This window comes from Aquidulcibacter sp., from assembly GCF_020253525.1.
Lineage (GTDB): Bacteria > Pseudomonadota > Alphaproteobacteria > Caulobacterales > Aquidulcibacteraceae > Aquidulcibacter.
On record NZ_JADCBK010000002.1, the window covers coordinates 1 to 25,405 of the forward strand.

At 56.2% G+C, this 25,405-nt stretch carries 24 protein-coding genes; 8 read left to right on the forward strand and 16 right to left on the reverse strand.

The genetic code is table 11. The features are described from left to right. Positions 1-831: 831 nt before the first annotated feature. Together IOB61_RS00145 and IOB61_RS00150 are read left to right on the forward strand one after the other, a co-directional pair. Positions 832-1,221 (forward strand): DUF4345 family protein, encoded by a 390-nt coding sequence (locus IOB61_RS00145; RefSeq protein ID WP_290810365.1) that lies wholly within the window; start codon positions 832-834, stop codon positions 1,219-1,221. A gap of 111 nt (positions 1,222-1,332) precedes the next feature. Further along, positions 1,333-1,683, forward strand: a complete 351-nt coding sequence (locus tag IOB61_RS00150; protein WP_290810368.1) for a helix-turn-helix domain-containing protein — start codon at positions 1,333-1,335, stop codon at positions 1,681-1,683. On the opposite strand, the gene IOB61_RS00155 is transcribed toward IOB61_RS00150, so the two are convergent. Both IOB61_RS00155 and IOB61_RS00160 read right to left on the reverse strand, forming a co-directional pair. Further along, complete coding sequence (locus tag IOB61_RS00155; protein ID WP_290810371.1) at positions 1,680-2,111, reverse strand: SufE family protein; 432 nt, start codon at positions 2,109-2,111, stop codon at positions 1,680-1,682. The genes IOB61_RS00150 and IOB61_RS00155 overlap by 4 nt on opposite strands. A gap of 7 nt (positions 2,112-2,118) precedes the next feature. Then, positions 2,119-3,219 carry a hypothetical protein gene (locus IOB61_RS00160; protein ID WP_290810374.1) on the reverse strand — a complete coding sequence of 367 codons (1,101 nt, stop codon included), beginning with the start codon at positions 3,217-3,219 and terminating at the stop codon, positions 2,119-2,121. A gap of 153 nt (positions 3,220-3,372) precedes the next feature. On the opposite strand from IOB61_RS00160, the gene IOB61_RS00165 reads away from it, so the two are divergent. Beyond that, the gene (locus IOB61_RS00165; RefSeq protein ID WP_290810377.1) at positions 3,373-4,740 is read left to right on the forward strand and encodes a sensor histidine kinase KdpD; all 1,368 of its coding nucleotides are present in this window, start codon (positions 3,373-3,375) and stop codon (positions 4,738-4,740) included. Here the strand turns inward: IOB61_RS00165 and IOB61_RS00170 are convergent. Continuing rightward, a complete protein-coding gene (locus tag IOB61_RS00170) occupies positions 4,737-5,561 on the reverse strand; it encodes a hypothetical protein (protein ID WP_290810378.1) in 825 nt (274 codons plus the stop codon). The genes IOB61_RS00165 and IOB61_RS00170 overlap by 4 nt on opposite strands. Here IOB61_RS00170 and IOB61_RS00175 point away from each other — a divergent pair. The 3 genes from IOB61_RS00175 to IOB61_RS00185 all read left to right on the forward strand — a co-directional run bounded on the left by IOB61_RS00175 (position 5,560) and on the right by IOB61_RS00185 (position 8,132). Beyond that, positions 5,560-5,961 (forward strand): DUF1491 family protein, encoded by a 402-nt coding sequence (locus IOB61_RS00175; protein ID WP_290810380.1) that lies wholly within the window; start codon positions 5,560-5,562, stop codon positions 5,959-5,961. The genes IOB61_RS00170 and IOB61_RS00175 overlap by 2 nt on opposite strands. A 49-nt stretch (positions 5,962-6,010) precedes the next feature. Then, complete coding sequence (locus tag IOB61_RS00180) at positions 6,011-6,397, forward strand: hypothetical protein (RefSeq protein WP_085338929.1); 387 nt, start codon at positions 6,011-6,013, stop codon at positions 6,395-6,397. Positions 6,398-6,527: 130 nt separating this feature from the next. Beyond that, positions 6,528-8,132, forward strand: coding sequence for a peptide chain release factor 3 (locus IOB61_RS00185; RefSeq protein ID WP_290810384.1), 1,605 nt, complete (start codon positions 6,528-6,530; stop codon positions 8,130-8,132). On the opposite strand, the gene IOB61_RS00190 is transcribed toward IOB61_RS00185, so the two are convergent. From IOB61_RS00190 to IOB61_RS00200, 3 genes are all read right to left on the reverse strand, one after another. After that, positions 8,129-9,217, reverse strand: coding sequence for a DUF2336 domain-containing protein (locus tag IOB61_RS00190; protein ID WP_290810387.1), 1,089 nt, complete (start codon positions 9,215-9,217; stop codon positions 8,129-8,131). The genes IOB61_RS00185 and IOB61_RS00190 overlap by 4 nt on opposite strands. A 79-nt stretch (positions 9,218-9,296) precedes the next feature. Continuing rightward, a complete protein-coding gene (locus IOB61_RS00195) occupies positions 9,297-10,484 on the reverse strand; it encodes a hypothetical protein (RefSeq protein WP_290810390.1) in 1,188 nt (395 codons plus the stop codon). A gap of 78 nt (positions 10,485-10,562) precedes the next feature. Next, positions 10,563-12,404, reverse strand: a complete 1,842-nt coding sequence (locus IOB61_RS00200; protein ID WP_290810393.1) for an ABC-F family ATP-binding cassette domain-containing protein — start codon at positions 12,402-12,404, stop codon at positions 10,563-10,565. A gap of 309 nt (positions 12,405-12,713) precedes the next feature. Here IOB61_RS00200 and IOB61_RS00205 point away from each other — a divergent pair, with 309 nt between their 5' ends. Beyond that, positions 12,714-14,033: an amidohydrolase gene (locus IOB61_RS00205; RefSeq protein ID WP_290810556.1), complete on the forward strand. Its 1,320-nt coding sequence runs from the start codon at positions 12,714-12,716 to the stop codon at positions 14,031-14,033. Then, positions 14,033-15,382: an amidohydrolase family protein gene (locus IOB61_RS00210; protein WP_290810396.1), complete on the forward strand. Its 1,350-nt coding sequence runs from the start codon at positions 14,033-14,035 to the stop codon at positions 15,380-15,382. The genes IOB61_RS00205 and IOB61_RS00210 overlap by 1 nt, the downstream gene beginning before the upstream one ends. A 21-nt stretch (positions 15,383-15,403) precedes the next feature. Here IOB61_RS00210 and cobT read toward each other — a convergent pair whose 3' ends face one another. From cobT to IOB61_RS00260, 10 genes are all read right to left on the reverse strand, one after another. After that, positions 15,404-17,335: a cobaltochelatase subunit CobT gene (cobT, locus tag IOB61_RS00215; protein WP_290810399.1), complete on the reverse strand. Its 1,932-nt coding sequence runs from the start codon at positions 17,333-17,335 to the stop codon at positions 15,404-15,406. An 85-nt stretch (positions 17,336-17,420) separates the two neighbouring features. After that, complete coding sequence (locus IOB61_RS00220; protein ID WP_290810402.1) at positions 17,421-17,876, reverse strand: hypothetical protein; 456 nt, start codon at positions 17,874-17,876, stop codon at positions 17,421-17,423. A gap of 5 nt (positions 17,877-17,881) precedes the next feature. Further along, a complete protein-coding gene (locus tag IOB61_RS00225) occupies positions 17,882-18,427 on the reverse strand; it encodes a hypothetical protein (RefSeq protein ID WP_290810405.1) in 546 nt (181 codons plus the stop codon). Further along, positions 18,420-19,220, reverse strand: coding sequence for a TIGR04255 family protein (locus IOB61_RS00230; RefSeq protein ID WP_290810408.1), 801 nt, complete (start codon positions 19,218-19,220; stop codon positions 18,420-18,422). The genes IOB61_RS00225 and IOB61_RS00230 overlap by 8 nt, the downstream gene beginning before the upstream one ends. A 254-nt stretch (positions 19,221-19,474) precedes the next feature. After that, positions 19,475-21,676 (reverse strand): 3-hydroxyacyl-CoA dehydrogenase NAD-binding domain-containing protein, encoded by a 2,202-nt coding sequence (locus tag IOB61_RS00235; RefSeq protein ID WP_290810411.1) that lies wholly within the window; start codon positions 21,674-21,676, stop codon positions 19,475-19,477. Between the two features lie 99 nt (positions 21,677-21,775). After that, positions 21,776-22,987, reverse strand: coding sequence for an acetyl-CoA C-acetyltransferase (locus tag IOB61_RS00240; RefSeq protein ID WP_290810416.1), 1,212 nt, complete (start codon positions 22,985-22,987; stop codon positions 21,776-21,778). Between the two features lie 16 nt (positions 22,988-23,003). Next, on the reverse strand, positions 23,004-23,441 hold the full coding sequence (locus IOB61_RS00245) for a PaaI family thioesterase (protein WP_290810419.1): 438 nt from the start codon (positions 23,439-23,441) through the stop codon (positions 23,004-23,006). Beyond that, positions 23,438-23,887: an OsmC family protein gene (locus tag IOB61_RS00250; RefSeq protein ID WP_290810422.1), complete on the reverse strand. Its 450-nt coding sequence runs from the start codon at positions 23,885-23,887 to the stop codon at positions 23,438-23,440. The genes IOB61_RS00245 and IOB61_RS00250 overlap by 4 nt, the downstream gene beginning before the upstream one ends. Further along, positions 23,884-24,168 carry a hypothetical protein gene (locus tag IOB61_RS00255; protein WP_290810424.1) on the reverse strand — a complete coding sequence of 95 codons (285 nt, stop codon included), beginning with the start codon at positions 24,166-24,168 and terminating at the stop codon, positions 23,884-23,886. Before IOB61_RS00255 ends, IOB61_RS00250 begins: the two co-directional genes overlap by 4 nt. Further along, positions 24,165-25,328, reverse strand: a complete 1,164-nt coding sequence (locus tag IOB61_RS00260) for an acyl-CoA dehydrogenase family protein (protein WP_290810426.1) — start codon at positions 25,326-25,328, stop codon at positions 24,165-24,167. The genes IOB61_RS00255 and IOB61_RS00260 overlap by 4 nt, the downstream gene beginning before the upstream one ends. Between the last annotated feature and the right edge of the window lie 77 nt (positions 25,329-25,405).

Below are 25,405 nucleotides of genomic sequence, written 5' to 3' on the forward strand. Positions count from 1 at the left end.
AATCCTGATGAAACACAAGGTCGCCACTTCAACCCTGCTTAGTCCCGCTTACCAATCCCCAATAGTCGGCTTAACCCGGACCGAAGCTCCTCCGCATTGGGAACGAGGGAAGGTTACGCGAGGTTTGGATGGTGGGGGATAAGTTTTTATCTATGCGCTCCCCTCTCCCTGTGGGGTCGACCTATAGGTCGACGGGAAAGGGGTGAGGGCTTGTAGGGCACAAAAGCTGATTATGTTTAGTCGGTTAAGATGCTCCACCACTTCTTTTTTTGGTGCTGCGTAAGCCCTCACCCCCGTCCCCTCTCCCAGAGGGAGAGGGGAGTTCCCCCCACGATGTCATCCCCGCCGGAACGAAGTGGAGAGCGGGGACCCCATGGGATTTTGCGCTCGGAGGTCCCGGATCGGCTTCGCCGTCCGGGATGACATCGCTTTAAGATTTTTCCGTCTGGACCCATTTTGGTGGAAACGCTGTTTCACCAAAATGGATCATCAAGCATGGCCGCGACATCTGGGTCGTCAAGTGCGCAGCTTCGCTGCGTCGCAAGCGATCCGTTTTCAAAGAAAACGGACACTTGACTACCCAGAGGTCGCAAGAACAATTTCGTTTGCGGCTTGGTGAACCAGAATGGGCACCAAAGCGCTTCTAGATCAATTCTCTATTTTATCGATGCCATCCCCGCCGGAGCGTGAGCTGCGAGCCGGGGCCTCAGGGGACTTTGCGGGGCAAGGCCCCAATTAGAGGATTCAGGGGGGCCTTATAACAAGGGTGACGACGCGCTAGGCAAATCCCACCAATCTGCTTAGGTCAGGTGAGGCTTGGGGGAGGAACATATGACAATACTTGCGCGTGGCCTGATTCTGGTTTTGGGCCTTTTCAACTTCGTGATCGGTTTGGGCTTTTTGCTGCAGCCTGCGAAACTCGCAGCCGCCTTCTTTCTGTCGCCCATTGGCAGTCAGGGTCTTGCGACTGTGCGGGCAGATTTCACAGGCTTCTTTATTGGCGCTTCGGTCTTTGCGCTGTATGGGGCGTGGAAAATGCGGGCCGAGGCCCTTTTGGTTCCAATGGTGATGCTGGGCCTTGCCTTGGCGGGTCGGTTCCTTAGCCTCGCGCTTGATGGCATGGCACCCACTGCGCCAGCCCCCATGGTGGTTGAAGCCATTATGCTGGCGATTTTATTCTTCGGCTATCGCACGTTCCAGTCTGCAAGCCCAAAGGCTTAGCGGCAAAATACCCTGTCGGCTTGGACAGGCTGACTGGGGGATAGTTTCGCGTTCATCCTCACCCGTCTCGGCACATGCCAATCTTGGCGCATTGACCGAGGTGGAACAGCGATGAAGCCAGAAGAGAGATTTCAGTTGGATTGTGCCCGGGCACGTTTTGCCTGTGATGCCGCAGCCTTCGCGTTAGGGATAAGGGCCGACCTCCTGGTACCCGATCGCGGCACGGCCCAGCACGCCTTTGCCCGGCAAGTGGCCATGTATTTAACCCATGTGGCCTTTGGTATGAGCCTGCACCGGGTGGCAGTCGCCTTTGCGCGCGACCGCTCGACCGTCGCGCATGCCTGCCATCAGATTGAGGACCGTCGCGACGATCCAAAGATTGATGATATGCTCGATCAGCTGGAGGCAGCCCTGCGGGCGGCACCCGCCCCGCGCCTAACTTTCGACAAACAGGCCGCTTAGGCTTGGGAACTGGCCAAAGCGTCTTTGGCTACATCTTGCATCCGCAAAGCCATCGCTTTGAGACCATTTGACCGCTGTGGCGTGAGCGCATCGCCTAGGCCCAAGGCCTGAAAAGCGGCTTGTGCGTCGAGTGCCAAAATCTCCGCAGGTGCACGACCCGAATAGAGCCGGACCAAAATCGCGAGCAGGCCCTGAACAATGGCGGCATCTGACTGACCGCGAAACTCAATGAGCCCAGTCTCGGGATCGGTTGTTGAAACAAGCCAAACTTGACTTGCACAGCCCCGCACCTTGGCGACTTCCACCCGCTCGCTTTCGTCTAAAGGCGGCAACGTGCGCCCCAAGTCGATGACATAGCGGTAGCGCTCCTCCCAATCGTCGAGAAAGGAGAATTCTTCGATGAGGTCTTCCAGCCGTGGGTCGCTCATCTGTGGATTATCGAACTGTTTTGGCCATGCATTTGGCAATTTCACCTAAAGGATGTTCAGCCAAGCAGAAGGAGCGTTCATAGGGCTGTTTTGTGGCTGCATTGCACATTTGCATGTTCAGACGCGAGGAGTTCACGCAGCTAACCAAGCGCGGATCGCGCATTAGGGCTTCGGTATCTTCCCGGCGATCAGCAGGCCCACCAATTGCCGACAGGGCTGCCAGCGATACCATGCGATCAATCGGCGACCAAGCGCGAATAGGCTCAGCCAAAGTGATCCCGTCGCGAGCCGATTGGGTGGACAGCCGCACGCTGCGCTGAAGGCTTAGGGTGCGCATTTGGGTTGATTGTGGCGACAGATTGGCTTCGGGCATCGCCGAGAAGTTGACGGCAAGATCGGTTGCGGGCACCGGGGCGACCAAGGTGCGCAGGGCCGCATTTCGGGCTTTAGAATCAGCCGTACTGACTTTTGCCCACGCATATTTCTGCCAATCATAGGCGGCTTGTTTGAAGGCATCGCCTTCTTCCTGAATCTTAGCAGCATCGGCCAAAAGGGCACGTGCTGCAAGCTGGGCTGCTTGCTCCCCGCCGGGCAGGCTGCGCGCAAATGCGATTTCGCCGCGCAATTTGGCAATCAAGGCATCCCGGCCCATCCGGGCTTCTAGTTTGCGCACTTCGCCAACAAATTCATCCTGAGTCGCTGCCCAAGCCGCGCCATAGGCGACCATGCCGAGGGCCAATCGATCTGAATTGAGGTGGCGGGCAATACGTTCGGTGGATTGTGTGAGGGCGCGGCCTGTGGTGATCGACGCGACATTGAGGGCCTCTACATCGGCGGCATAGGCGGCATAAAGGGCGGCATGGGCACCTAATGTGTTCGCGCCAGTTGGAAGGGCGAGGCCCACCGGGCCTTTTGGTGCGGCTGGGACTGCAACGGCCTTGGTCGCCGGGGCCTTTTTGGCGGGAGCCTTGCGGGCAGGGGCCTTCTTCGCCGTAGCCTTGGTGGCGCTAGCCTTTGGACGTTGTTGGGCGGAGGCATCGACACTAATGGCCAAACCTGCACTAACGAACAGCGTCGCAACGGCACATGCGAGCCACTTTTTGCTCATATCCATCTCCTTTAAGCGCCCCACCGCTTGTCCCTACACCTTATGCCAGAGGGTGTCTGAATAAATCACAACCAAAATTACGCAAAAATTCCCAAACTTCACCAGTCACGCGAACTCAGGCGACTTTCCGATCGCCTTCGGCTAAAAGCGGGTGTGGACGCGACACAACACTCAGATTTGGCTGATTCCAAAGTCGGCGGAAAGGCTTGGGCCGTATCGGACCAACCCCTAACCCCTGCGCAATGGGCCAGCGGCAGCAGTGCGGCCTTGGCTGCAATGGCTTTAGCTTATGCCATTTGGCTGGGTGAACCGCGATTGCTTTTTGGCCTGTCCTGCGTCGCCATCTGCACCATGACGGCTTTTCTTGTCACCTCTTACACCAATCAAGCCCGCCAAGCGGTGATCATCCCCGTGCTGTGGGCGGGGGCGGCTCTGGGCTTAGGCAGTTTAGAGGGGGGGACGAATGGCATTGCCTTTGCCGCGGTGATTTGGCCCTTGCTCGCCGCTGGGGCGGCCGGTGTCGCGCTGATTAATGGCATTGCTGCCGCCCTGTGTGTGGCCGTTGCTTTACTGATGTTAGCACCGCTCTTGCCCAGTAACGTCAGTTTTGCCGCTGGGTCGTGGGGCGCGCTCATCCCAAAGCTCTTGGTGGCTTGGGCCAGTGCGGCTTTGGCTTTAGCCATCTGCGCGCGCGCTGGTGGCGTGATTGAACGGGTGCGGCGCGCGGCCCGCGACCAGGCAAAACAGGCTTTAGACAGCCGCGATGCGGCGCAGGCTGAAACCCGCATGGCGCAAGCAGAAAGCCATGATCGGGCCCGATTTATGGCAGAGATGAGTCACGAAATTCGTACGCCACTCAATGCGATACTGGGTTTTGCTGATACGATGCGTGAAGGTGTGTTTGGCCCGCTTCCAAAAGGCTATGAAGATTATCCGGGTCTCATTCATACCAGTGGCAGCCATTTGCTCGATCTTGTTTCGGACTTGCTTGATATCTCAAAAATCGAAGCGGGCCGCTATGAAGTCCGGCTGGAGGATATTCGGCTTGATCAGTTTCTGTTTGAGGCGATTGCCCTTTCAAGTGGGGCGGCGCGTTCTGCGGGGGTGCAGATCCGCCATGAAGTTGGACCACCCATCAGCGTGCGGGCCGATGCGCGCGCGATGCGTCAGATCGCCTTCAACCTTTTGTCAAACGCGATTAAGTTCACGCCAAAAGATGGCTCGGTAACGCTGCGAATTCGCCCCGATGCCACAACAAGGCAGGCTTGTTTGGAAATTGAAGATGATGGGGCGGGGATCAGTCCAGCAGACCTTGCCCGTATCGGACAACCTTGGGCGCAAGGCGATAATCAAAGCCGCGCCAATAGCCGCGTGGTGCGCAGCTCTGGCTTAGGTTTGGCGGTAGTGAAGCGCTTGACCGAACTACAGGGCGGTCGCTTCTGGCTTGAGAGCACATTGGGCAAAGGCACCATTGCAAAGGTCAGTTTGCCTTATGCCAATTTGGACAAGCCACTGTCCTAAAATTCGGCAGCAAAGGTAAAGGCTGCCACCAAATCCCCGACTTCCACCAAAAGACGGGTCACCGTACCCGAGCGATTGGTGATTTCAATCTCAAATGTGTCGCGAGGATCGGCATTGAGTACGGCGCGCGTGGTTGCATCGGAAAAGACAAATAAGGTCCCGGCTCGCGGCCGCGATTCTACCCTTGCGCGGGTTGCCGCAGGCCGTCGCGAGGCGGCGACATGAATGGTTGTGCCGTTGCGCAAAGGCGGGGAGAGGGTTCTGCTGGGCTGTGGTGGGCCAAGCTTGGTGAGGTCGCGCAAGAATAATCGTGCGCCCGATGCATCGACATCTGGGGTCTCTACCGCAAAGCTTAAGCCCGTTCCGCTTGCCACCAGACCCGCCCGTGTGGCGCTGCCTGTGTCTTGAACCGCACGCCATATGTCTTTGCCACCGCGATCAACCCGCCACGCCCGCACCGGGCCCGCATAGGTACCGGTCAATTGAGCGCGCCAGCCCTTATGGGCCGCAATGATGCGTTGGGCTTCGGTTTGAACGGCAGGATCGCGACAGGCTTTGGCGGCTGCGGCTGTTTTGGCTTGGCTTGCGATCAGGTCGAGGCGCTGCGTGCTGGATCCAGACCGCAGGGCAGCACCACGGGCTTGGGCGGTAAAGCCCGCCAAGGCGCGCCGAGGACCGCTTTCAAGCAGTTTACAGCGTTCATCAATGGCCCGCATTGCCATGCGCTCAGCGTAGCTGCGCTCTAGCCCATTAACTTGGGCGTGGCTTGCAACCGGCACCAAGAGTGTCAAACAAATTGCGGCACGATGAAAGAAAATCATGGCATCTATCTACAGTCGCCACTCTTTCACTTCGATTAAGCCCGGTGCACACAAAGCCATGAGCAGCAGCGATCTCCGCAGTGATATCTGGGTGCAAGCGCTTTTGCGCACGGCGCAGAGTCTTGGCGCTGCGGGTTTTGTCGTGCGTAAAGGGGATGAAACCGCGGGCGCAGTCCTGGTGAAAGTCGCGCGTCTCGATGGCACGGCGCGCTTACTCATTCCCGCGCGGGATGGGGCTGGAGAGCGCATTTATCTTGATCTCACAGGTAAAACAGCGGGGCCGGACGAGCCCTCCATCGATGCTTATTTGTCTAAACGAGCCTCTCAAGACCAGGACATTTGGATCGTCGAAATTGAAGACAAGCTGGGCAGAAGTTTTCTCTCAGAGCGCGTGGACTGATTGTTAACCCAAGTGCTCTAAGGTCTCGTTCTCGACTGGAGACGTTTGGATGCTTTTTCTCTTCAATGACCGCGTTCTCATGCTAACGGGTAATGCCGACGCGGTGATCAATGCAGGCATTCCGGCAACGGCAGTCGCACGTTACACCCTCAATGATTCCATTTTGGCCGTTCAGACCGCGATCATGGAAATGCCAAATTTGGCATCAGAAGCCCCACAAAAGGCTGCCGCTTTGGCTTGGCTGATTGCCAGCCGCAGCGACGCCAATGCGATTTTGTTTATCGCGCCGCCAAAATGTCGACGTCCACAAGAAGTCGGTTTCCGCTTGGCAACCGTTTCGCTGACAACTTTGGGCAGCCTCAAGGCCCAACAGGATGCGGGCCGGTTGACGCCTGGCATTATCAATACTTCTGTCTGGCAGTCTGCCGCGGCCTAAGCCGGGCCTAGATTTCCTATTGCTCTAAGGCCTTTAATTGTGACAAGGCCTCGGCTAGATGGGGGGCTCAAGGGCTTGAGCATTCAGGCCGTTTCCCGATTTACCCATTCGTCTTAGTCAGGCCCCAATCATGTCAGCCGAACTCGCGCGTGAAGTTAAGCGCCGTCGCACCTTTGCCATCATTTCCCACCCAGACGCCGGCAAGACCACGCTGACTGAGAATCTCTTGCTGATGGGCGGGGCCATTCGTGCCGCAGGGGCAGTACGTGCCCGCGGCGAACAGCGCCGGACGCGTTCGGACTGGATGAAGATTGAGCGCGAACGCGGCATTTCGGTTTCGGCGTCTGTGATGACGTTTGAGCATGATGATTGCATCATCAATCTGTTGGATACGCCGGGCCACGAAGACTTTTCTGAAGACACCTATCGCACGCTAACCGCGGCAGATTCGGCCGTTATGGTGCTGGACGCAGCTAAAGGGATTGAGCCGCAGACCTTGAAATTGTTTGAGGTTTGTCGCCTGCGCGATATCCCAATCCTGACCTTTATCAATAAGATGGACCGCGAAGCTCAAGATCCGATGGAATTATTGGACGAAGTGGCTTCCAAGCTTGCGCTTGACCCCGCGCCAATCTTCTGGCCGCAGGGCTCCGGCAATCGTTTCCGCGGTATGGTGGATTTGCGCAATGACCGCTTTACCGTATTCCGTCGTCCACAAGTGGGCGATACGGGTCCATTGGTGCATGATACGATGGACCTGTCGTCTAACGCGATTGCCGAAGTCTTGAACCAAGCGGAGATGGAGGAATTGCGCAGCTCGGCTGAGTTGGTGCAAGGCGGCTATCCGGCCTTTGACCTTCAATCCTATCGCGAAGGCCATATGACGCCTGTCTTCTTTGGCTCTGCGCTACGCCAGTTCGGGGTACGCGAGTTGTTGGACGGTCTGCGCGACTATGCGCCCTCGCCACGCGACCAAAAGGCGCTCGATAAAGGGGTTGAAACCCAAGTCCAAGCCGACCGCGAGGAAGTCACCGGGTTTGTCTTCAAGATTCAAGCCAATATGGACCCGGCGCATCGTGACCGCGTGGCGATGGTGCGCTTGGCCTCTGGCAAGTTTCAGCGTGGTATGCGGTTGAAAACAGGGTCAGGCAAGCAGATTGGCGTGCATGCGCCTTTGATGTTTGTGGGCCAAGACCGCGAAATCACCGACGAAGCTTGGGCGGGCGACGTCATTGGCGTGCCAAACCATGGTGTGCTGCGTGTTGGCGATAGTCTGTCGGAAACCGGCCAGGTGAAGTTTGCGGGCATTCCAAACTTTGCCCCGGAAATCTTGCGTCGCGCCTCGGTAAAAGATCCGCTGAAGGCCAAGCATTTGAAGAAGGCGCTGGAATCCTTGGCAGAAGAGGGCGTGACCCAATTATTCCGTCCCCATTTTGGTTCAGACCTGATTGTGGGTGCAGTTGGGCCCTTGCAGTTTGACGTGTTGGTTGAGCGTCTGGCCGCCGAATATGGGCTGCAAGTCGTGTTTGAAACTTGTTCCTTTAATGGTGTGCGCTGGATTGCCGCCGACAGCGCGGCTGATCTCGAGCAATTTGCTGATCGCAATCGCGCGGGCATGGGTACCGATTTAGACGGCGCAGACGTCTTCCTTGCAAAGAATGCGTGGGAAATCGGCTATGTCGCAGAAAAGTTTCCGAAAATCCGCTTCACCAATGTGCGGGAGCGGATGATCTAGGCTGCTTGAGCAGAGACGTTTGCCCGTAAACGCAAGAAGCGCAAAGCGCGCTGAGCGGCTTCTGGCGGCACATCATTATACATATTGCCAAGGATTTGGGCCTGACCCATGCCCTCATTGCCAAGCACCAAGACGGCAATGGTCACAAACAAAGCGCGCTCAAAATTGGCAGCCCGGCACACCATAGCCATGGTGTCGATATCTTTTTTCTCAAACAAGAGAGCCGTTTGATAGAAATCGAGGCCGGTGAAATCGCCGAAAGCGATCATGAATTTGGTCGATTCCTTGTTGCGCCACAGGGTCGGCAACATCGCGCGATTAATCGCATTGGCAGCTTTTTGCTTGGTGAATTCGCGGTGCACCGTTTCAAAGTCTGCCGGCAAGGTGCCGTTCACAACCGCAACACGTGTCTGGGCACGGCGCATGGCGCGTTCGACTTCTTCTTCGGTAAATTCTGAATTCCGCTCAAGGATCTCGCGCCGCATTGGGCCTTCGACGATTGTATAGAGACGGTTCAAATGCTCCGGTGAAATGACTTTACGCTCAGCGATCGGGCGATGCAGATCGGGATTATTGGCCGCACGATCCACGATCTTATCAAAGGTCTCGTCAGAAACCTTGGCAGTTTGGTTGCTCACCAACGAGGCAACAACCAAATCATTCCCGTGCGAGACCAAGGCATCGGACAATTCCTCACCCACATCTGGGCGCTGGGTCACGACCATTTGGTGCGCATGACCACGGGTTTCGACGACGCGGATCAGATCATCTTGGGTCAACGAGGTTGAGCGACGCAGGATCGGGCCCGCAATGCCAATTTCCTCATCATTCGCCATCATCACGGCCAGCGTGCGTGGCGCTTCGCCACCAGCAAAACGTTGGGCCAATTCTTTGCGGACTTCTGTATCCAGCTCATAAGCCACTTTAGCAATGAGATCGCCAAAGAGCTTGGTCTCAACCGGACTTTGGTTTTCCTGAGAGTCGAAGAATAAATCAGTTACTTCATTAAGCAGGACGCGACGTTTTTCGCTGGAGCTTTCGCTCGCAACCTCTAATAGCTTAGCGTATCTTTCGCCAACTTGCATCTCAGTTTCCCGTTTCTGCGTCTGTCCTACAGGATAAGCGTAAACATTTGGTGGTCAGAATTCATCAAAATGAAAAAACTTACCCGCCGGGACCACCGCCCAATCGGGGCTCGCGGTCAATGTAGGAAGGGTTACGGGCACGGTCGCGCGCTGCTTGGTTCAGGGCGCTTTGGCGAGACGACGTGGATTGCTCGGCCCGTGGCGTCCCGCGCGCGCCTTTTGGTTTGCTAGCGGGTTTTTGGGCATCAGGGTTGGCAGATTCTTCTTCACCACCAAGGCTCGAAGGATCTGGCTCGAAGCTTTGGCTTGGCTTGGTTGATCGTGGTTGGGGTGCTTGTGGTACAGGCACGGTTCCAGCCAAGGGGTCTGGACGCACTTCGCCATTGGCTGCAGCGCGTTGACGCTCTTGTTCAACTGCTTCCCACTCACGTTGAACAGCATAGGCAGGTTGACCCGTGGCACGGGCCGAATTGATTTGGGCGCGCCGCATGGCAGCGGCATCAACCATGCCGTCGGAGCCTCTAAATTTTGATAAATCAGTGGCTTGCTGGGCTGGCGCAGGGCTTTGCATCGGGGGGGCGGCTGGCATGGCCGGCGGTGCTGGCGGTGGCGTAAAGCTCATTTGCGGCGGCGTTGGTGCTGCCATAGGTGCAGTCATTGCGGCGGGAGCCTGCGGCATATCAAAAGCGGCTTGAGGGGGTTGCTGCGATGGCATGTCACGCACGCTGCTGCGGGGTGTACCGCGTGCGCCTGACCGGGTTTGGCTGGCTTCTACCGGTGCGGCGGGCCGTGGGGCCGCTTGTGGGGAAAACTCCATCCGCGCCGCAGGTGGGGCAGGGGGCGGGGCAATGGGCGCACCTTGATTGGAGCCGGGTGCAGCTTGGGGTGTGCGGGCGCGGGGGTCGAGCCAGGGCGCTGGGCGCACTTCATAATTGCCAGAGCCCTCGCCATAACGCCCTGTCGGGGTCAAAACGGCCGTTCTGCGGGGTAAGCCTGATTCGAAGCCTGGTTGGCGCGATGGGCTTAATGACTGCGACAGCGCACACATGCGTGGCGGTGGCCCCATCTTTTTCTTGGAGCGGCTTGTTGTTTCCCCTGTCGCAACGGCCCCGCCAAACGACCAGGACGCACACATTCTGTCGCTCGTACAAGCCTTTGCGCAAGAATCAGCGCTTGCCGCTGGAAATTGTGAATAGGCGGCATTCTGGGCGAAACTGGGACCAGCAAGGGCAAAGGCCAGCCAGAAGGCGAAATCACGCGCACGCATACATTCTCTCCTAATATAGGAGGTATCGGTGCCGTGCGCCGGTTAAGGTAGAATTAAGTTTGGATTCAAATCGCAGATTTAGGCGTTTGCAGCCAAAGATTCTTTAAGTTCCAACAGCGCCAGCCATTCATCTTCGTGCGCTTGTAATTGGGCGCGGGCTTGCACGGCCTGTGCGGATGTCTTTTCAAATTTGGCTGGATCGCGGCTGTAAAGATTGGGATCGTTGAGCGCTTCTTCCAAGTGGCCGATTTGGGCCTCAAGTTTCGGGATCAAGCCTTCAAGCTCGCTTAATCGTCTCTCGTCCTTATAGGAGAGTTTCTTGGCCGCCGCCTTCACCGCGGGTTCTTGGGCGGGCGCCGCGCTGGGCTTTGGCTTAGAGGCCTGCTGATGGCCCAGAATGGGGATGCCTTGGCGCATCAGATCGGTCCAACCGCCCGGGGTCTCTACCCAAGTCCCGTCGCCACGGGGCGCTAAAGTAGCGGTTACAACCCCGTCCAAAAAGGCCCGATCGTGGCTGACGAGCAGGACCGTGCCGTCATACTCCGCCAGCATATCTTCGAGCACGTCCAAGGTTTCCATGTCGAGGTCATTGGTCGGCTCGTCCAGCACCAACACATTGGAGGGCTTGGCCAAAGCAAGGGCCAAAAGGACCCGGTTGCGTTCCCCACCACTGAACGAGCCCACGGGTTGGCGCAAATGGCGGCTGTCGAACAAAAAGTCTTTGGCATAGGCGGCAACATGTTTGGGCCGTTCGCGCACCATGATCTGGTCTCCGCCTGCTGGGGCGAACGTATCCCAAAGTGTCGCTTTGGGGTCGAGGGCGGCACGTGACTGGTCGAGATAAGCGATGGTGAGGTTTTTGCCCATGCGGGTTGTCCCCTTATCGGGCTCTAAATTGCCAACCAGCATCTTAATCAAAGTTGATTTGCCCACGCCATTGGGGCCAACAATGCCTAGCCGATCGCCGCGCACAACCCGCAGATCAAGGTTCTTGATAATGTCGGCGCGGCCGTCAAAGCCTTTTGAGACGCCTTTGGCTTCAAACACCAATTTACCTGATGTGGTGCCTGTGTCGGCCTGAAGCGCGGCGGTATCCTTGCGCACCAACGCGGCCTGGCCTTTGCGGGCCTCACGCATGTCCATCAAACGGCGGAGACGGCCTTCATTGCGGGTGCGGCGGGCTGTTACCCCGCGCGCCAACCAGCGGGCTTCATCTTCGAGCGTTTTGTCTAGTTTCTCTAGCGCTTTACGGTCTTGTTCCTCAATACTGGCTGCCCAGGGCTCAAACTTTGAGAAGGGTGCATCGAGGCGCCGCACAATCCCGTTGCGCAACCACAGACAGGAGGTGGAGACGGCCGACAGGAAAGCTCGGTCGTGGCTGACAACCAAAACTGCTCCAGAAAACTGCTTGAGACGACGCTCTAATTCTTCAATGGCTGCGATGTCGAGGTGGTTGGTCGGCTCATCTAACATCAAGAGGTCGGGGTCGGCTGCCAAGGCGCGGGCAAGGGAAGCGCGGCGGGCCTCCCCACCAGACATGCCGGTGACCGGGCGGTCGGGGGCAAGACCAAAACTATGCAGTTCTGCCGCAGCGGCGGCTAGGCGCGCGGCCTCGTCGCGGTCGTGGGGTACATCTTGTGCTGCCCATTCTAACAGGCTGGTCGCGCCGCTAAAGTCGGGCTCTTGGGTCTGGGTTGCCGCATGCGTGCCATGAGAAACAACGCGTTCGCCCGAGTCATAATCAAGCAGGCCTGCTAGCACCGCCATCAAGGTCGATTTGCCTGCACCATTCGCCCCGACCAGTGCTGCCCGCTCGCCACGGCGCAAAGTAAGGTCGACGCCTGAGAAGACAGGCGCGCCGCCACGCTTCAGCGCAATATCCTTGAGTTGGATGACAATATCTCGGCTCATGCGTGGCAAGTGTCTGCGCTGTGGACGAAGGTCAAGGTCGCCGCGCAGAAGTGGGCCTGATCACACTGCGAAAGGGTAGGTATGGCTCTTGTGCGTGTTCACGATTTCGTGTTGCCTGACAGGACAAAGTTCGTCAGCCAGAAAGCAAGCACCGTGTCTCTGCGCCACTTCATCCTATCCGCCTCCGCCTTGGCTTTGTCCGTATCTGCCACTTTGGTTGCGGGATGTGCCACTACTTCTGCGGCACAACCAGCAGCAGCACCGGCAACCGCACCCGCGGCAAAGCCGAAAGCTGCGCCAAAGCCCATCATTAAGGGCATGGATAGTCATGGTGCGCTGGATCCTTTTCCATCGACCTACAAGCCTTTGCCGGGGGTGCCGACCGCCATTGTCGGCGCGACAATTCTGACTGCTGCGGGCCAAGAAATTGAAAATGGCACGATTGTCTTCTCAGAAGGCAAGATTGTCGCTGTCGGCAAAGATATTGCCATCCCCGAGGGGGCAAAGCGCGTGGATGGGCGCGGCAAGTTTGTCACCCCCGGCATTATCGATATTCACTCGCATTTGGGCGTCTATCCCAGTCCCGGCGTGCAAGCCAATTCGGACGGTAATGAAGCCACCGACCCCAACACAGCCGAAGTGTGGGCGGAACATTCGATCTGGCCACAAGACCCCGGTTTCAACCGCGCGCGCGAAGGCGGCATTACCAGCCTGTTGATCCTGCCAGGTTCGGCCAATTTATTTGGTGGCCGGTCTGTGACGCTCAAAAATGTGCCCGCCATCACGCAGCAGGGGATGAAGTTTCCAGGCGCGCCATATGGCCTCAAAATGGCCTGCGGCGAGAACCCCAAGCGCGTCTATGGCTCGCGCTCGCGCGCGCCTTCTACCCGTATGGGCAATATTGCCGTAGCGCGGCGAGCCTGGATTGATGCAGCCGACTATAATCGGCGATGGAATGATTATCGGGCCAAAGTCGCCGCCGGGGAATCCGCCGGTGATCCGCCCAAGCGCGATCTCAAGCTTGAGACATTGGCTGGCGTGCTCAATGGCGATGTTTTGATCCAAAACCATTGCTATCGCGCTGACGAAATGGCCCTGATGATCGATATGGCCAAGGAATTTGGCTATAAGATCACCACTTTCCACCATTCTTCTGAGGCCTATAAGCTGGCCCCTGTGCTCAAAGAGGAAGACATCTGCTCGGCCACGTGGGCCGATTGGCAGGGCTTTAAGATGGAATCGCTCGACGGCATTGCTGAAAATGCCGGTATCTTGCAGGCCTATGGGGCGTGCGCGATTATCCACTCTGACGACGCCACCATGATCCAGCATCTCAACCAAGAAGCGGCCTTGGCGATGGGCGCGGCAGCGCGCGCTGGTATTCCCGTATCGCGCCTTGATGCGATCAAATGGATCACCGCCAATCCCGCGCGCGCCATGGGCATTGCGGCCAAGACGGGCTCTCTGGAAGTTGGCAAGATGGCCGACATTGTGGTGTGGGACCGCGATCCGTTCTCAACTTATGCCCTAGCCCAAACCGTCTATATTGACGGCGGCATCGCCTATGACCGTAACGACCCGGCCACCCATGCCCGGTCCGACTTTGACCTTGGTCGCCCTAGCTTGGAGCAGAAATAATGAAACCCGTTGCTCTTGCTCTCGCTTTGGCAGTTTCAGCCCCCGCACTGGCGGTTGCTGATCCTATCGCCATCATCAATGCCAAGATCGAAACCGTGGGGCCAGCCGGCACCCTCTCCTCTGCAACCCTTGTGATGGACAGGGGTAAGATTGTCGCCATTGGCGCTTCGGCCGCCATTCCCAAGGGCGCACAAATCATTGACGCCAAAGGGGCCGTGGTTACGCCCGGTCTGGTCGCCGCCACCACCAGCCTTGGCATTTCGGAGATTGAGCAAGTCCCCTCCACGCGCGACGATGGGGCAGGGGGGCAGATTGGTGCTGCCTTTAATCCTGCAGCGGGCGTCAATCCCGACGCCCCCACAATTGGTCTCGCGCGCCTCAATGGTGTGACACGAGCCTTCCTCACCCCGGTAGCGGGTCGTTCTGGCAATGGGGCCCATGCCCATGACGACAGTGCCTTTGATACCGCAGGCGGGCATGAACAAGACGATCCAACCTTGTTTGCTGGCCAAAGCATCGGCATTAATTTGGCAGCAAACTCGCCCGACCTGATCTTCAAGACCAATGCAGGCATGGTGTTGGAATTTGGCGAGTCGGCTGCTGCTGCGGCAGGTGGTTCGCGCGGGGCATCTTTGATCATTCTTAAGCGCGTCTTGGCCGATGTGCGCCATTTTGCAGCCAACCGCGCCGCCTATGACAAGGGCGAGGGCCGCGACCTGATGGTCAGTCGCCTTGATTTGGAAGCTTTGGTGCCCGTGGTACAAGGCAAGTCGCCTCTCTTGATCCGGGTATCGAGCGCCAATGATATTCGCCAAGTCTTGAAACTGGCGAGGGAAGAAAAACTATCCGTGGTTTTGGAAGGGGCAGAAGAAGGCTGGCGGGTCGCGTCTGAATTGGCTTCCGCAAAAGTGCCCGTCATCATCGACAGCCAAGCCGCTCTACCGGCAAGTTTTGAGACCTTAGGCACCCATTTGCGCAACGCCCAAATCCTGTATCAAGCAGGCGTTCAAGTCTCGATCATGGGCAGCCGGGACTATAACAATCTGCGACAAAGCCGGATGAATGCAGGCACAGCTGTCGCCCATGGCTTGCCCTATCAAGCAGCCCTCGCTGCCATTACCTTAAATCCCGCCAAGATTTGGGGCGCGGACCAGGAGATTGGCTCCCTCGAGCCGGGCAAAGCCGCCGATGTCGTCATCTGGTCAGGCGATCCACTGGAAGGCCAAAGCTATCCACTTGCGGTCTATATCGCAGGCCAAGCCCAACCCATGACCAGCCGCTCTACCGAACTCGCCGCCCGCTACAAACCCAGCACCGACGGCATCGCACGCCCTGCTTATCGGAATTAAGATTTGTTGAAATGGCCTATGCTAGCGCACGGGCCGGGACCCGATTCGGCTGCTGCCCGTCGCCGCGGGGGCGGGGCTTGCCTTGGTGGGGCTTGATTTGCCGCGTGCCATTTTGGCGGCTTTGGGCTCTTCTTCGAACAATTCGGCCAGCTTATCGACAATCGCCCCGCCCAATTGCTCGGCATCCACGATGGTCACGGCGCGGCGATAATAGCGCGTCACATCATGGCCGATGCCGATGGCGATCAACTCCACCGGGCTATAGTCTTGGATTTTGGCGATGGTGTCGCGCAAATGGCGTTCCAAATAGGCCCCCGAATTGACCGACAAAGTGCTGTCATCCACAGGCGCGCCGTCAGAAATCACCATCAGAATGCGGCGCTGTTCGGGCCGGGCCAGCAGGCGGTCATGGGCCCAATCCAAGGCTTCGCCATCGATGTTTTCTTTGAGAAGGCCTTCGCGCATCATCAGGCCCAGATTACGCCGCGCCCGACGCCATGGCGCGTCCGCACTTTTATAAATAATGTGGCGCAGATCATTCAGGCGACCGGGATTGGCAGGCTTGCCCGCCTTCATCCAGCTATCGCGCGATTGTCCACCTTTCCAAGCCTTGGTGGTAAAGCCCAAAATTTCGGTCTTAACGCCGCAGCGCTCCAGCGTGCGGGCCAGAATATCGGCGCAAATGGCAGCAATCATGATGGGTCTGCCGCGCATCGAGCCCGAGTTGTCCAACAAAAGCGTCACAACCGTGTCGCGGAAGTTGGTATCATCTTCCATCTTGAAGGTGAGGGGGGCCAAAGGCTCGGTCACCACGCGCGACAGGCGGGCGACATCGAGTACGCCTTCTTCCAGATCAAACTGCCAGCTGCGGTTTTGCTGAGCCATCAGACGGCGCTGCAAGCGGTTTGCCAAGCGGCCAACAACGCCTTGAAGCTGGGTCAATTGGGCGTCGAGATAGCTGCGCAAGCGGGCCAATTCTTCCCCGTCGCACAGGTCTTCGGCACCCACCGTCTCGTCAAAGGCCTTGGTATAGATTTTATAGGCAAAGCCATCGCCATCACCCGGTCTGAAGTTGGGTCGGACGGGCGTAGTGCCTTCATCGACTTCGCTGTCATCATCATCAGACGAGTCACTATCATCAGCCTCGACGCGCACCTGCACATCTTCTTGCTCGCTGCCTTGCGACTCGCCGCGCTGGGTATCTTCCTGCTGCTCGCCGCCTTCTTCCTGCTGATCCTCATTCTGGCTGGGGTCGGGTGGGGGCTGGTCGGCGCCATCGGGCTCTTCGCCATCTTCATCAGACGGATCAGGTTCTGCCCCCAATTCATCGCCGAGGTCGAGGTCGCGGATAAGGTCGCGTGTTACTTCGGCAAAGGCCTTTTGATCGCCCAAGCGTTCAGTCAGGCGATCAATGGTCTCGCCCGCTTTGGCTTGCACTTCATCGCGCCACAAATCGGCAATACCGCGCCCGGATTCAGGGGGGGCAAGCCCGGTCAGGCGTTCGCGCAGCAACAGGCCCAAGGCATCGGCCAAAGGCGCGGTTTGCCGGTCGGTCATGCGGGCATAGCCCTTTTTCTCGCACGTCTCGACCAAAGCCGCGGTTAGGTTTTGTGCAACCCCCGGCATGGCCAAAGCGCCAATTGCCTCAATGCGGGCTTTCTCAGCAACTTCATACAGAGCACGCGCACGCGGGCCTTCGGGCATGGCGGCATTATGGGCCGCTAAATCATGGTGAGCGAGGCGTAGTGCGGCGGCATCGGCATGACCACGCAAACGCGAGACTTCTTGCTCACCCAAGGCGCGCGCCGGATGGGGCAAGCCAATACGATTGCCCGACACACTTGGCCCATCGGCAGAGAAGCTGACCTCCACCTCCTCAGTACGCGATAAAGCACGCGCCGTATGGGTGATCACACGTTTGAAAACGTCTTGAGGGGTTTCTTTGCTCGCCATAGTCAGACTGACATAAGCCGGAGCCGTAGGCCTGTCACGCCTCTATGTGCGTTGATTTCAGTGGGGGTGTTAGTTCAATTAACCGCTACGGGTGCGAAGCTGCAACTTGCTGCCTAAAAAAAATATCTATCAATCTTTCCTTCAATGCACGTCTACTGCCATTTGTAGCAGCTGCTGCCTCAATCATCACAATGTGGGAGTGAGCCGGTCCTTCACTTGGCTCGTGCTCCACTATAAATCGGCTGCCGCAATTGCCAACGATTCGGTGTATCTCGAAGTTTACTGCTTGCCAAAAGCCCCAATACTGGGTTGCGTTTCCTTTCGCAGACTTTGCACGCGCGGCTTCAAATCCTGAAGCGTGAACCCCTTGCGCTGTAGCAATTTCAACCCAATCAACAGATTCGTGACGCCTCAATTCTGGCGGGAATTTCGGGGTTGAAAAATGGAAAATCTCTTCAAATCGCCACTTACCATTTTCACCCATATTGGGCGTATAAATTCTGCGAGCTAAAATATTGTCTTCTGGGATTGTCAGTTTCATCGATTTTAGCCCAAGATCAATGCCCGAACCTTGGAAGCGATTGATGTGGCACTTCCATCTAAAATATCTTCATGCTGCCATTTCCCATCTGATCTTGTAATGATGTACTGTGATTTTTCAGACAGACCGACGATTAGATGACGATTGCCAACTTCGCCCCAAAAAAAGTCGATTATCCCATCCCCGGCGAAAGAATACTTTGGCAATGCCGATAGGATAGGCAGACTTTGTACAAAATTTATTACAATGGTTTTCGTACCAAGATCTAATTCTTTAAATTCCTCGATATCTTGAAAATCAGCGAATAAACTTCTCAGCAGATCGTCTCTTCCACTTTCCCAAAGCGTCCGTTCAAATTCATTATATTGTCTGTTCGCAAAGAAAATCGCACTTGGACGAACAAAATAAAATTGTGCGTGCTCCGTTGTTTGCCGGACGGGTAACTGAACCGATGGTTCAACAAGATTATTCCAAAGTGGAAGTTCGTTTAGCTGAGCAGTATGGGTATACGGAGAGGCGCTCGCTCCCCACCAGTCACTGTTGTTAAACATGTCTGTAGGCTCCCCAAACCTCTATCCTGAATTTTTCAGATGTTACAGTGTTAAATTTCTCAGTTATCTGACTGTGGGCGCGATCAAACCAAGTTGAAATGCCTTTGTGATCAAGTGCTTCAGGTAGACCTCTAGCAATAAGCTCAAGCCGTACTTCGTGGCCTTCCATAGGTTGACGCGTTATTAATTGAATGCCGACATGGAGACGGCCATCGATGTCTTTGAGTTTAGAGGAAAATGTTTGCGACAAACCATCGATTTGTATTGGTAAGTTGATTGCGATCAAATCCTTTAAAAAAGGTATCGCTTCAGACAACCTAACAACTTCGCGATTTGGCGGAATTATGAGGTTTACATAAACCAACTCAACTTGGGTCGTCTTGGGCTCACGTCCAAATTCCGATAGCCAAAACTCCCTCAACGCACCCAGAATCCTCAAGAATTCGTCCAAAGCGCTTTCGAAGCTTGGATATACCGTTTTGCTCTCCGCGCGTCGCCAATTGAATACTAGTTTGCTATTTTGAAACTGTACCAGTTTAGATTGGTCCTTACTGATCATCCAAGCTCTAGGAATCTCTACCTGCCCAGGGAAAAACATTTGCTGGGTGATCTCAGTACCAAACGGCCTCTCAATTGCAATTTCCATTGGTGGCTGCGTTAGAGGAGTTGGGTAATCGTCTCTAAGGAACTCTGTGAACCTACCCAAATGCACTGCTTGAAAAGTCGGTTCCGGCTCAAATTGAAAGGCTATTGCCATTTCAGCCAGTGGGGATGCTTTGTATTTCGTCCGCATCGTGTCTGGGGTCCTCAAAGTCGTATTAAGCGCTCGCAATCGTATCACTGTTTAAGGAATGTTGTATACGGAAAACAGGTAAACAACCCTCTTATCTGACTCGGGTACATATAAATCTGGAATTGCTTAGCCTTATGCGGCTTACAAACAAACTTTCCAATAGTTCCAGAGCAGCTTTGCTGTGGGGAAATGGGTTTCCCTGTCTGGAAAGGTAATGGCCCTCCAGCGTTTCTTTGCAAGAGGGCCTGATAAGTTTATGCGGCCTTTTTCGCGGCCTCGCCGCCAAAGCGGCCATAGAAGGTTTCGCCGTTTTTCGCCATGTCTTTCAAGAGCTTGTTTGGCTTAAAGCGGGGGCCGTATTTCTTGGCCAAGCGCTCGGCTTCGGCAACGAAATTGGCGATGCCAATGCCGTCCATAAAGCTGACTGTGCCGCCGGTATAGGGCGCAAAGCCCCAGCCGAGGATAGAGCCGATGTCGGCGTCGCGTGGGTCGGTGATAACGCCTTCCTCAAAGCAACGTGCGGTTTCCAGAGCCTGACGATAGAGAAGGCGGTTCTTATATTCTTTCACCATAGCAGGATCTGCCTCGTGGATCTTGGTTGGCACGACCGAGGTCAGGCCCGGCCAAATCGCCTTGGTGCCGTCTTCCTTATAGTCATAGAAGCCCTTTTTGTTCTTGCGGCCAAAGCGACCAAGCCCTTCGACCATTTCTTCGATGATCAATTGGCTGGGCGTGGCCACCCATTTATTGCCCAAGTCCTTTTTGGTTTGCTGCGCGACCTTATAGGCAAGGTCGAGGGCTACTTCGTCTGCCATAGACAATGGCGGCACGGGCATGCCGGTCATGCGGCCCACATTTTCAATGATGGCTGGCTTAATGCCTTCGGCCAACATTTCTTGGCCTTCTTGCACATAGGTGCCAAAGCAACGGCTGGTGTAGAAGCCGCGGCTGTCATTGACCACGATGGGGGTCTTTTTGATCTTCAAGACATAATCAACCGCCTTGGCCAAGGTTTCTTGCGTGGTCTTTTTGCCCATAATGATTTCAACCAGACCCATTTTGTCGACAGGGCTGAAGAAGTGCACGCCGATGAAATTCTTGGGCCGCTTGGATGCGGTGGCCAAGCTGGTGATGGGTAGGGTGGAGGTGTTGGAACCAAAGACTGCGTTCGGGCCCAACATGGCTTCGGCCTTCTGGGTCACATCGGCCTTGATCTCGCGGTTTTCAAATACGGCTTCGATCACGAGATCCGACTTCTTGACATGGGCATAGTCGGTGGTTTGCGTGATGAGGGCCAAGACGGCATCGGCCTTTTCTTGGGTCATTTTGCCGCGCGAAACAGCCTTATCGAGCAACTTCTTGGAATAATCCTTACCCTTTTCAGCGGCTTCTTGGCTTTGGTCGATCAGGACGGTTTCAATGCCGGCCATCGCCTGCACATAGGCAATGCCTGCCCCCATCATGCCAGCACCCAAAACCGAGACCTTTTTGATCTCATATTTGTCAAAGCCTTGTGGACGGTTCGCACCTTTGGCGAGGGCTTGGGTCGACAAGAAGAGCGAGCGCACCATGGCCTTGGCCGAGGGGCTTGCCATGTTTTTCAAGAAATAGCGTGTTTCGATGCGCAAGGCCGCGTCGATGGGAACTTGCACGCCTTCAAACACCGCGCTCATGATCGCCTTTTGGGCGGGGTAATTGCCATAAGTGGTTTTCGACAACATAGCATTGCCGCCAACAAAGGTCATGCCGCCACCGGGGGAATAGGGGCCGTCTTTGACGCGATAGCCCTTAACGTCCCAAGGCGCGACCGCATTTGGATTGGCCAATACCCAAGCCTTGGCTGCTGCAACGGTTTCGCCGGCTGGCACAACGGCACCGACGACACCCTTCTTCAAGGCTTCTTGTGGGTTCATGCTGGTGCCTTGCAACAAATGCGGCATGGCATTCATCACGCCAATGAGGCGTGGCAGGCGCTGTGTCCCGCCTGCACCGGGTAGCAGGCCGACTTTAGCTTCTGGCAGGCCGAATTGGATCTTTGGATTGTCGGCCGCCACGCGGTAATGGCAGGCCAAAGCGATTTCCAGACCGCCACCCAGTGCCAAGCCTTCGAGCGCACAAGCCACAGGCTTGCCGCAGGTTTCAAGCGCACGCAGCGAACGGTTCAGGCTGAAGCCTTGTTCGAACGACTTCTTCAGCTTTTCATCTTCAGAGAGATTCTTGTCGGCATCCATGCTGCCGCCACCGATTTCGCCAAGGTCAGCACCTGCGCAGAAACCATTGTCTTTACCCGAATAAAGCACGGCGCCTTTGATGGCATCATTGCCTTTAATCTCGGCGACCAATTCGCCCATTTCTTTCATCACGCCACCGGTGATGGTGTTCATGGTCTTGCCTGGAACATCAAATGCGATGTGCAACACGCCATCAGCATCGAGGTTGGTTTTGAAATTTTCCATATGCGTATCTCCAAAATTCCGGGTCTTGGCCTCGCCTCGAGGTCGGGCGTCGGCCAGCAAGCGGGCAACCAAGCTGCCCGCGTCACAGGTCAGGTGGGCTTAAACCCGCTGGATGATGGTGGCAGTGCCCATGCCTGCGCCGACGCACAGGGTGATGAGGGCCGTTTCCTTGCCTGTCCGCTCCAACTCGTCGAGCACGGTGCCAAGGATCATGCCGCCGGTAGCACCCAAGGGGTGGCCCATCGCGATCGCCCCGCCGCACACATTGATCTTGTCATGTGGGATGTTGAGGGCCTGCATAAAGCGCAAAACAACCGAGGCAAAGGCTTCATTGAGTTCGTAGAGATCAATGTCTTCTGGCTTCATGCCAGCTTTTGCTAATGCCTTGCGGGCAACAAATTCTGGGCCGGTCAACATGATCGAAGGCTCTGACCCGATTGAGGCCATGGCGATGATCTTGGCGCGTGGCTTCATGCCCGTGGCCTTGGCCATCTTCTTATTGCCGATCAAAACCGCCGAAGCGCCGTCCACAATGCCCGAGCTATTGCCCGCATGATGCACGTGGTTGATGGTTTCCAATTCCGGATAGCGCTGTTGGATGATGGCATCAAAGCCTGGCATCATTGTGCCTTGGGCGATGAAGCTGGCGTCTAGCGAAGCAAGGCTCTGCATGGTGGTATCAGGGCGCATATGCTCGTCATGGGCTAGGATGATGGCACCCATTTGGTCTTTGACGGGCACGATGGAATTGGCGAAGCGGCCTTCTTTCCAAGCCGTCGCCGCGCGCTTTTGGCTTTCCACCGCATAGGCATCGACGTCATCGCGAGAGAAGCCGTATTTGGTCGCAATCGTGTCGGCGCCAATGCCTTGTGGGGCAAAATAGGACTTGATGGCGATTGATGGGTCAGAGGCCCAAGCACCGCCGTCAGAGCCCATGGGCACACGGCTCATGCTTTCAACGCCACCACCAATGGCCATATCGGCTTCACCGGAAATGACTTTGGCCGCTGCCATATTACAAGCTTCCAGGCCCGACGCGCAGAAGCGGTTGATCTGCACGCCAGCGGTGGTTTCCGCATAATCGGCGTTCAGCACTGCGATGCGGGCGATATCGCTGCCTTGCTCGCCAACAGGGCTTACGCAACCCAGAACGACGTCGTCGACTTTAGAGGTGTCTAGATTGTTGCGGTCCCGAATGGCCTGCAAGGTTTGGGTGGCTAAGCTCAAAGCCGTTACTTCATGCAACGACCCGGTATTGCGACCTTTCCCCCGGGGGGTACGGACTGCGTCATAGATAAATGCTTCGGCCATTTTGGCGCTCCCTTTGTTATACGTCTGCTTTAATCTGCAAGGGCGTGATCGCCAAGGCAGAAGTGGCTTTGGCGGAGATTTTTCCCCGACAATCATAGAGGTCAGCTTCAGCGAACATGACGCTGGGACCTTTGTTGGTGATGCGTGCGGCGACCTCAATCTTGCCGACCCGAACTGGGCGCAGATAATGGACGTGCAAATCAATCGTGCTGGCAAAGCTCTTGGGGGCGACTTTCAACATCGCCATCATGCCCATGACATCATCCAGCATGGCGGAAAGAAATCCGCCCTGAATATAGCCAGTTGGATTGGCAAATTCGGGCTTGCCCGCAAATTCAACCCGCGCGGTTCCGGCCTTCACATCCATCTCAATCAGCTTGAAGCCCAAAGTTTGTGAGCTTTGCGACGGCTGTTTCATGCCGATGTCGAGGAAGGTTTGGGCGTGGTCGGTCATGCACCAATCCTCACGGGGCAGGCCAAAGAATTGCCAATATAGCAAGCCTTATGGGCCTTATGGTGCAAGAGGTCGACGTCGGCAGCTCCTGGAATGTTGGCACCACCCCAGCTGATCTTGGGGTTCAGGACCACTTCCACAAAGCGCTCAACCCCCGCATCATCCTTGCCCAAGGTGCCGACTGGGGCATCTTGATAGCTATCGACAATGAAGCCAGCCTGTTTGGCAAAGGCTAAGAAGAACATCATGTGGCAACTGGCCGTCGCCGCCACCACCATCTCTTCAGGGTCAGCTGCCGGCACTGTGTTGGACGGCAACGGCAGGGCGGTTGTCACGGCGATACTCACCCCGCCATCAAAGCTTGCCTGATGGGTACGGGCATAATGGCCGTCGGTGAAGACGGCGTCTCCGCGTTTCCAAACAATGGAGGCGGTATGTTGGCTCATCCCTTGGCCCCATCCAGCAAGAGCTGGACTTCATATGCCATCAGGCCTGTCGTCATTTGTTCAAACAAATAGGCGCGATGTTCGGGGATGTTGTCTGCCTGCATATCCTCAATCGTTTCTTGAAAGCTCTCAACAGCCAGTTGATTGATTTCATCTTCGGTTGCGGCATGGGCCAAGGCCAAGCGGACCGAAAGCGCACGCAAATTGTCATCGTTTGGCTCTGGGTTTGCCTCGATCAAAGCAAGCGCATCAGCAATGGCGGAGTGGAGGGGGTCGTTCACAAGGTCCTCGCAATCAAAACTTTCATGACTTCATTGGCCCCGCCATAGATCCGCTGAACGCGGCTGTCGCGCCACATGCGCGCAATGGGCATTTCATTCATATAGCCCCAGCCGCCATGCAATTGTAGGCATTCGTCCATCACTTCATTTTCAACGTCCGAAACCCAGTATTTCGCCATGCTGGCGGTAGCAGGGTCGAGCTTGCCTTCCAGCAAAAGCTCGATGCAGCGGTCACAAAAAGCGCGCGCAACGGTTGCTTTGGTCTTGCATTCGGCCAGTTTGAATTGGGTGTTTTGGAAGTCCATAATCGACTTGCCAAAGGCCTTGCGCTCTTTGACATAGGCGATGGTTTCTGTCAGCGCGCGTTCCATGCTGGCAACGCCCTGAATGCCGATTTGTAGGCGTTCACTAGCCAATTGCTCCATCAATTGGATGAAGCCCATGCCCTCGACGGGACCCAAGAGATTGGACGTTGGTACACGCACATCGTCGAAGAAAAGCTCAGACGTATCTTGGGCGTCTTGACCTACTTTGTCCAGGTTACGGCCGCGACGGAAGCCTTCGACTTCGTTGGTTTCCACCACGATCAGGCTTGTCCCCTTCGCCCCTTGGGTCGGGTCGGTCTTGGCGACCACAATGATCAAATCGGCCGTCGCACCATTGGTGATAAATGTCTTAGAGCCATTGATCACATAATGATTGCCGCTTTTGACGGCGGTGGTTTTAATCCCTTGCAAGTCAGAGCCAGCACCAGGCTCGGTCATGGCAATGGCGCCAACCAATTCACCCGAAGCCATTTTTGGCAACCATTTCTGCTTCTGCTCTTGGCTGCCATAATGTTTGATATAAGGCGCGATAATGGCGTTGTGCAAAGGCAGGCCAAAGCCATCAATGCCCATGGTGCCCATCACATCCATAATCACGGCTTCATGGCGGAAATCGCCCCCACCACCATCAAATTCTTCCGGCATAGACACACACAGGAGGCCAGCTTGACCCGCTTTGGTCCACATCTGCCGGTCCACAATGCCGTTTTCGCGCCATTTGGCGCACACTTCAGGCGGGGCTTCCTTGGCAAAGAACCCACGGACCGAATCCTCGAACATGGTAAGCTCTTCGCTATCGCGCCAAACGGCTTTCGGCATGGTGATGGCTGTCATGGTGTTTCTCCCTTGAGCGTCGACGTTTTGTTGTTGTTTGTCCCCTCCCGCGAAGGGGGAGCGGATGAGAACGGGCC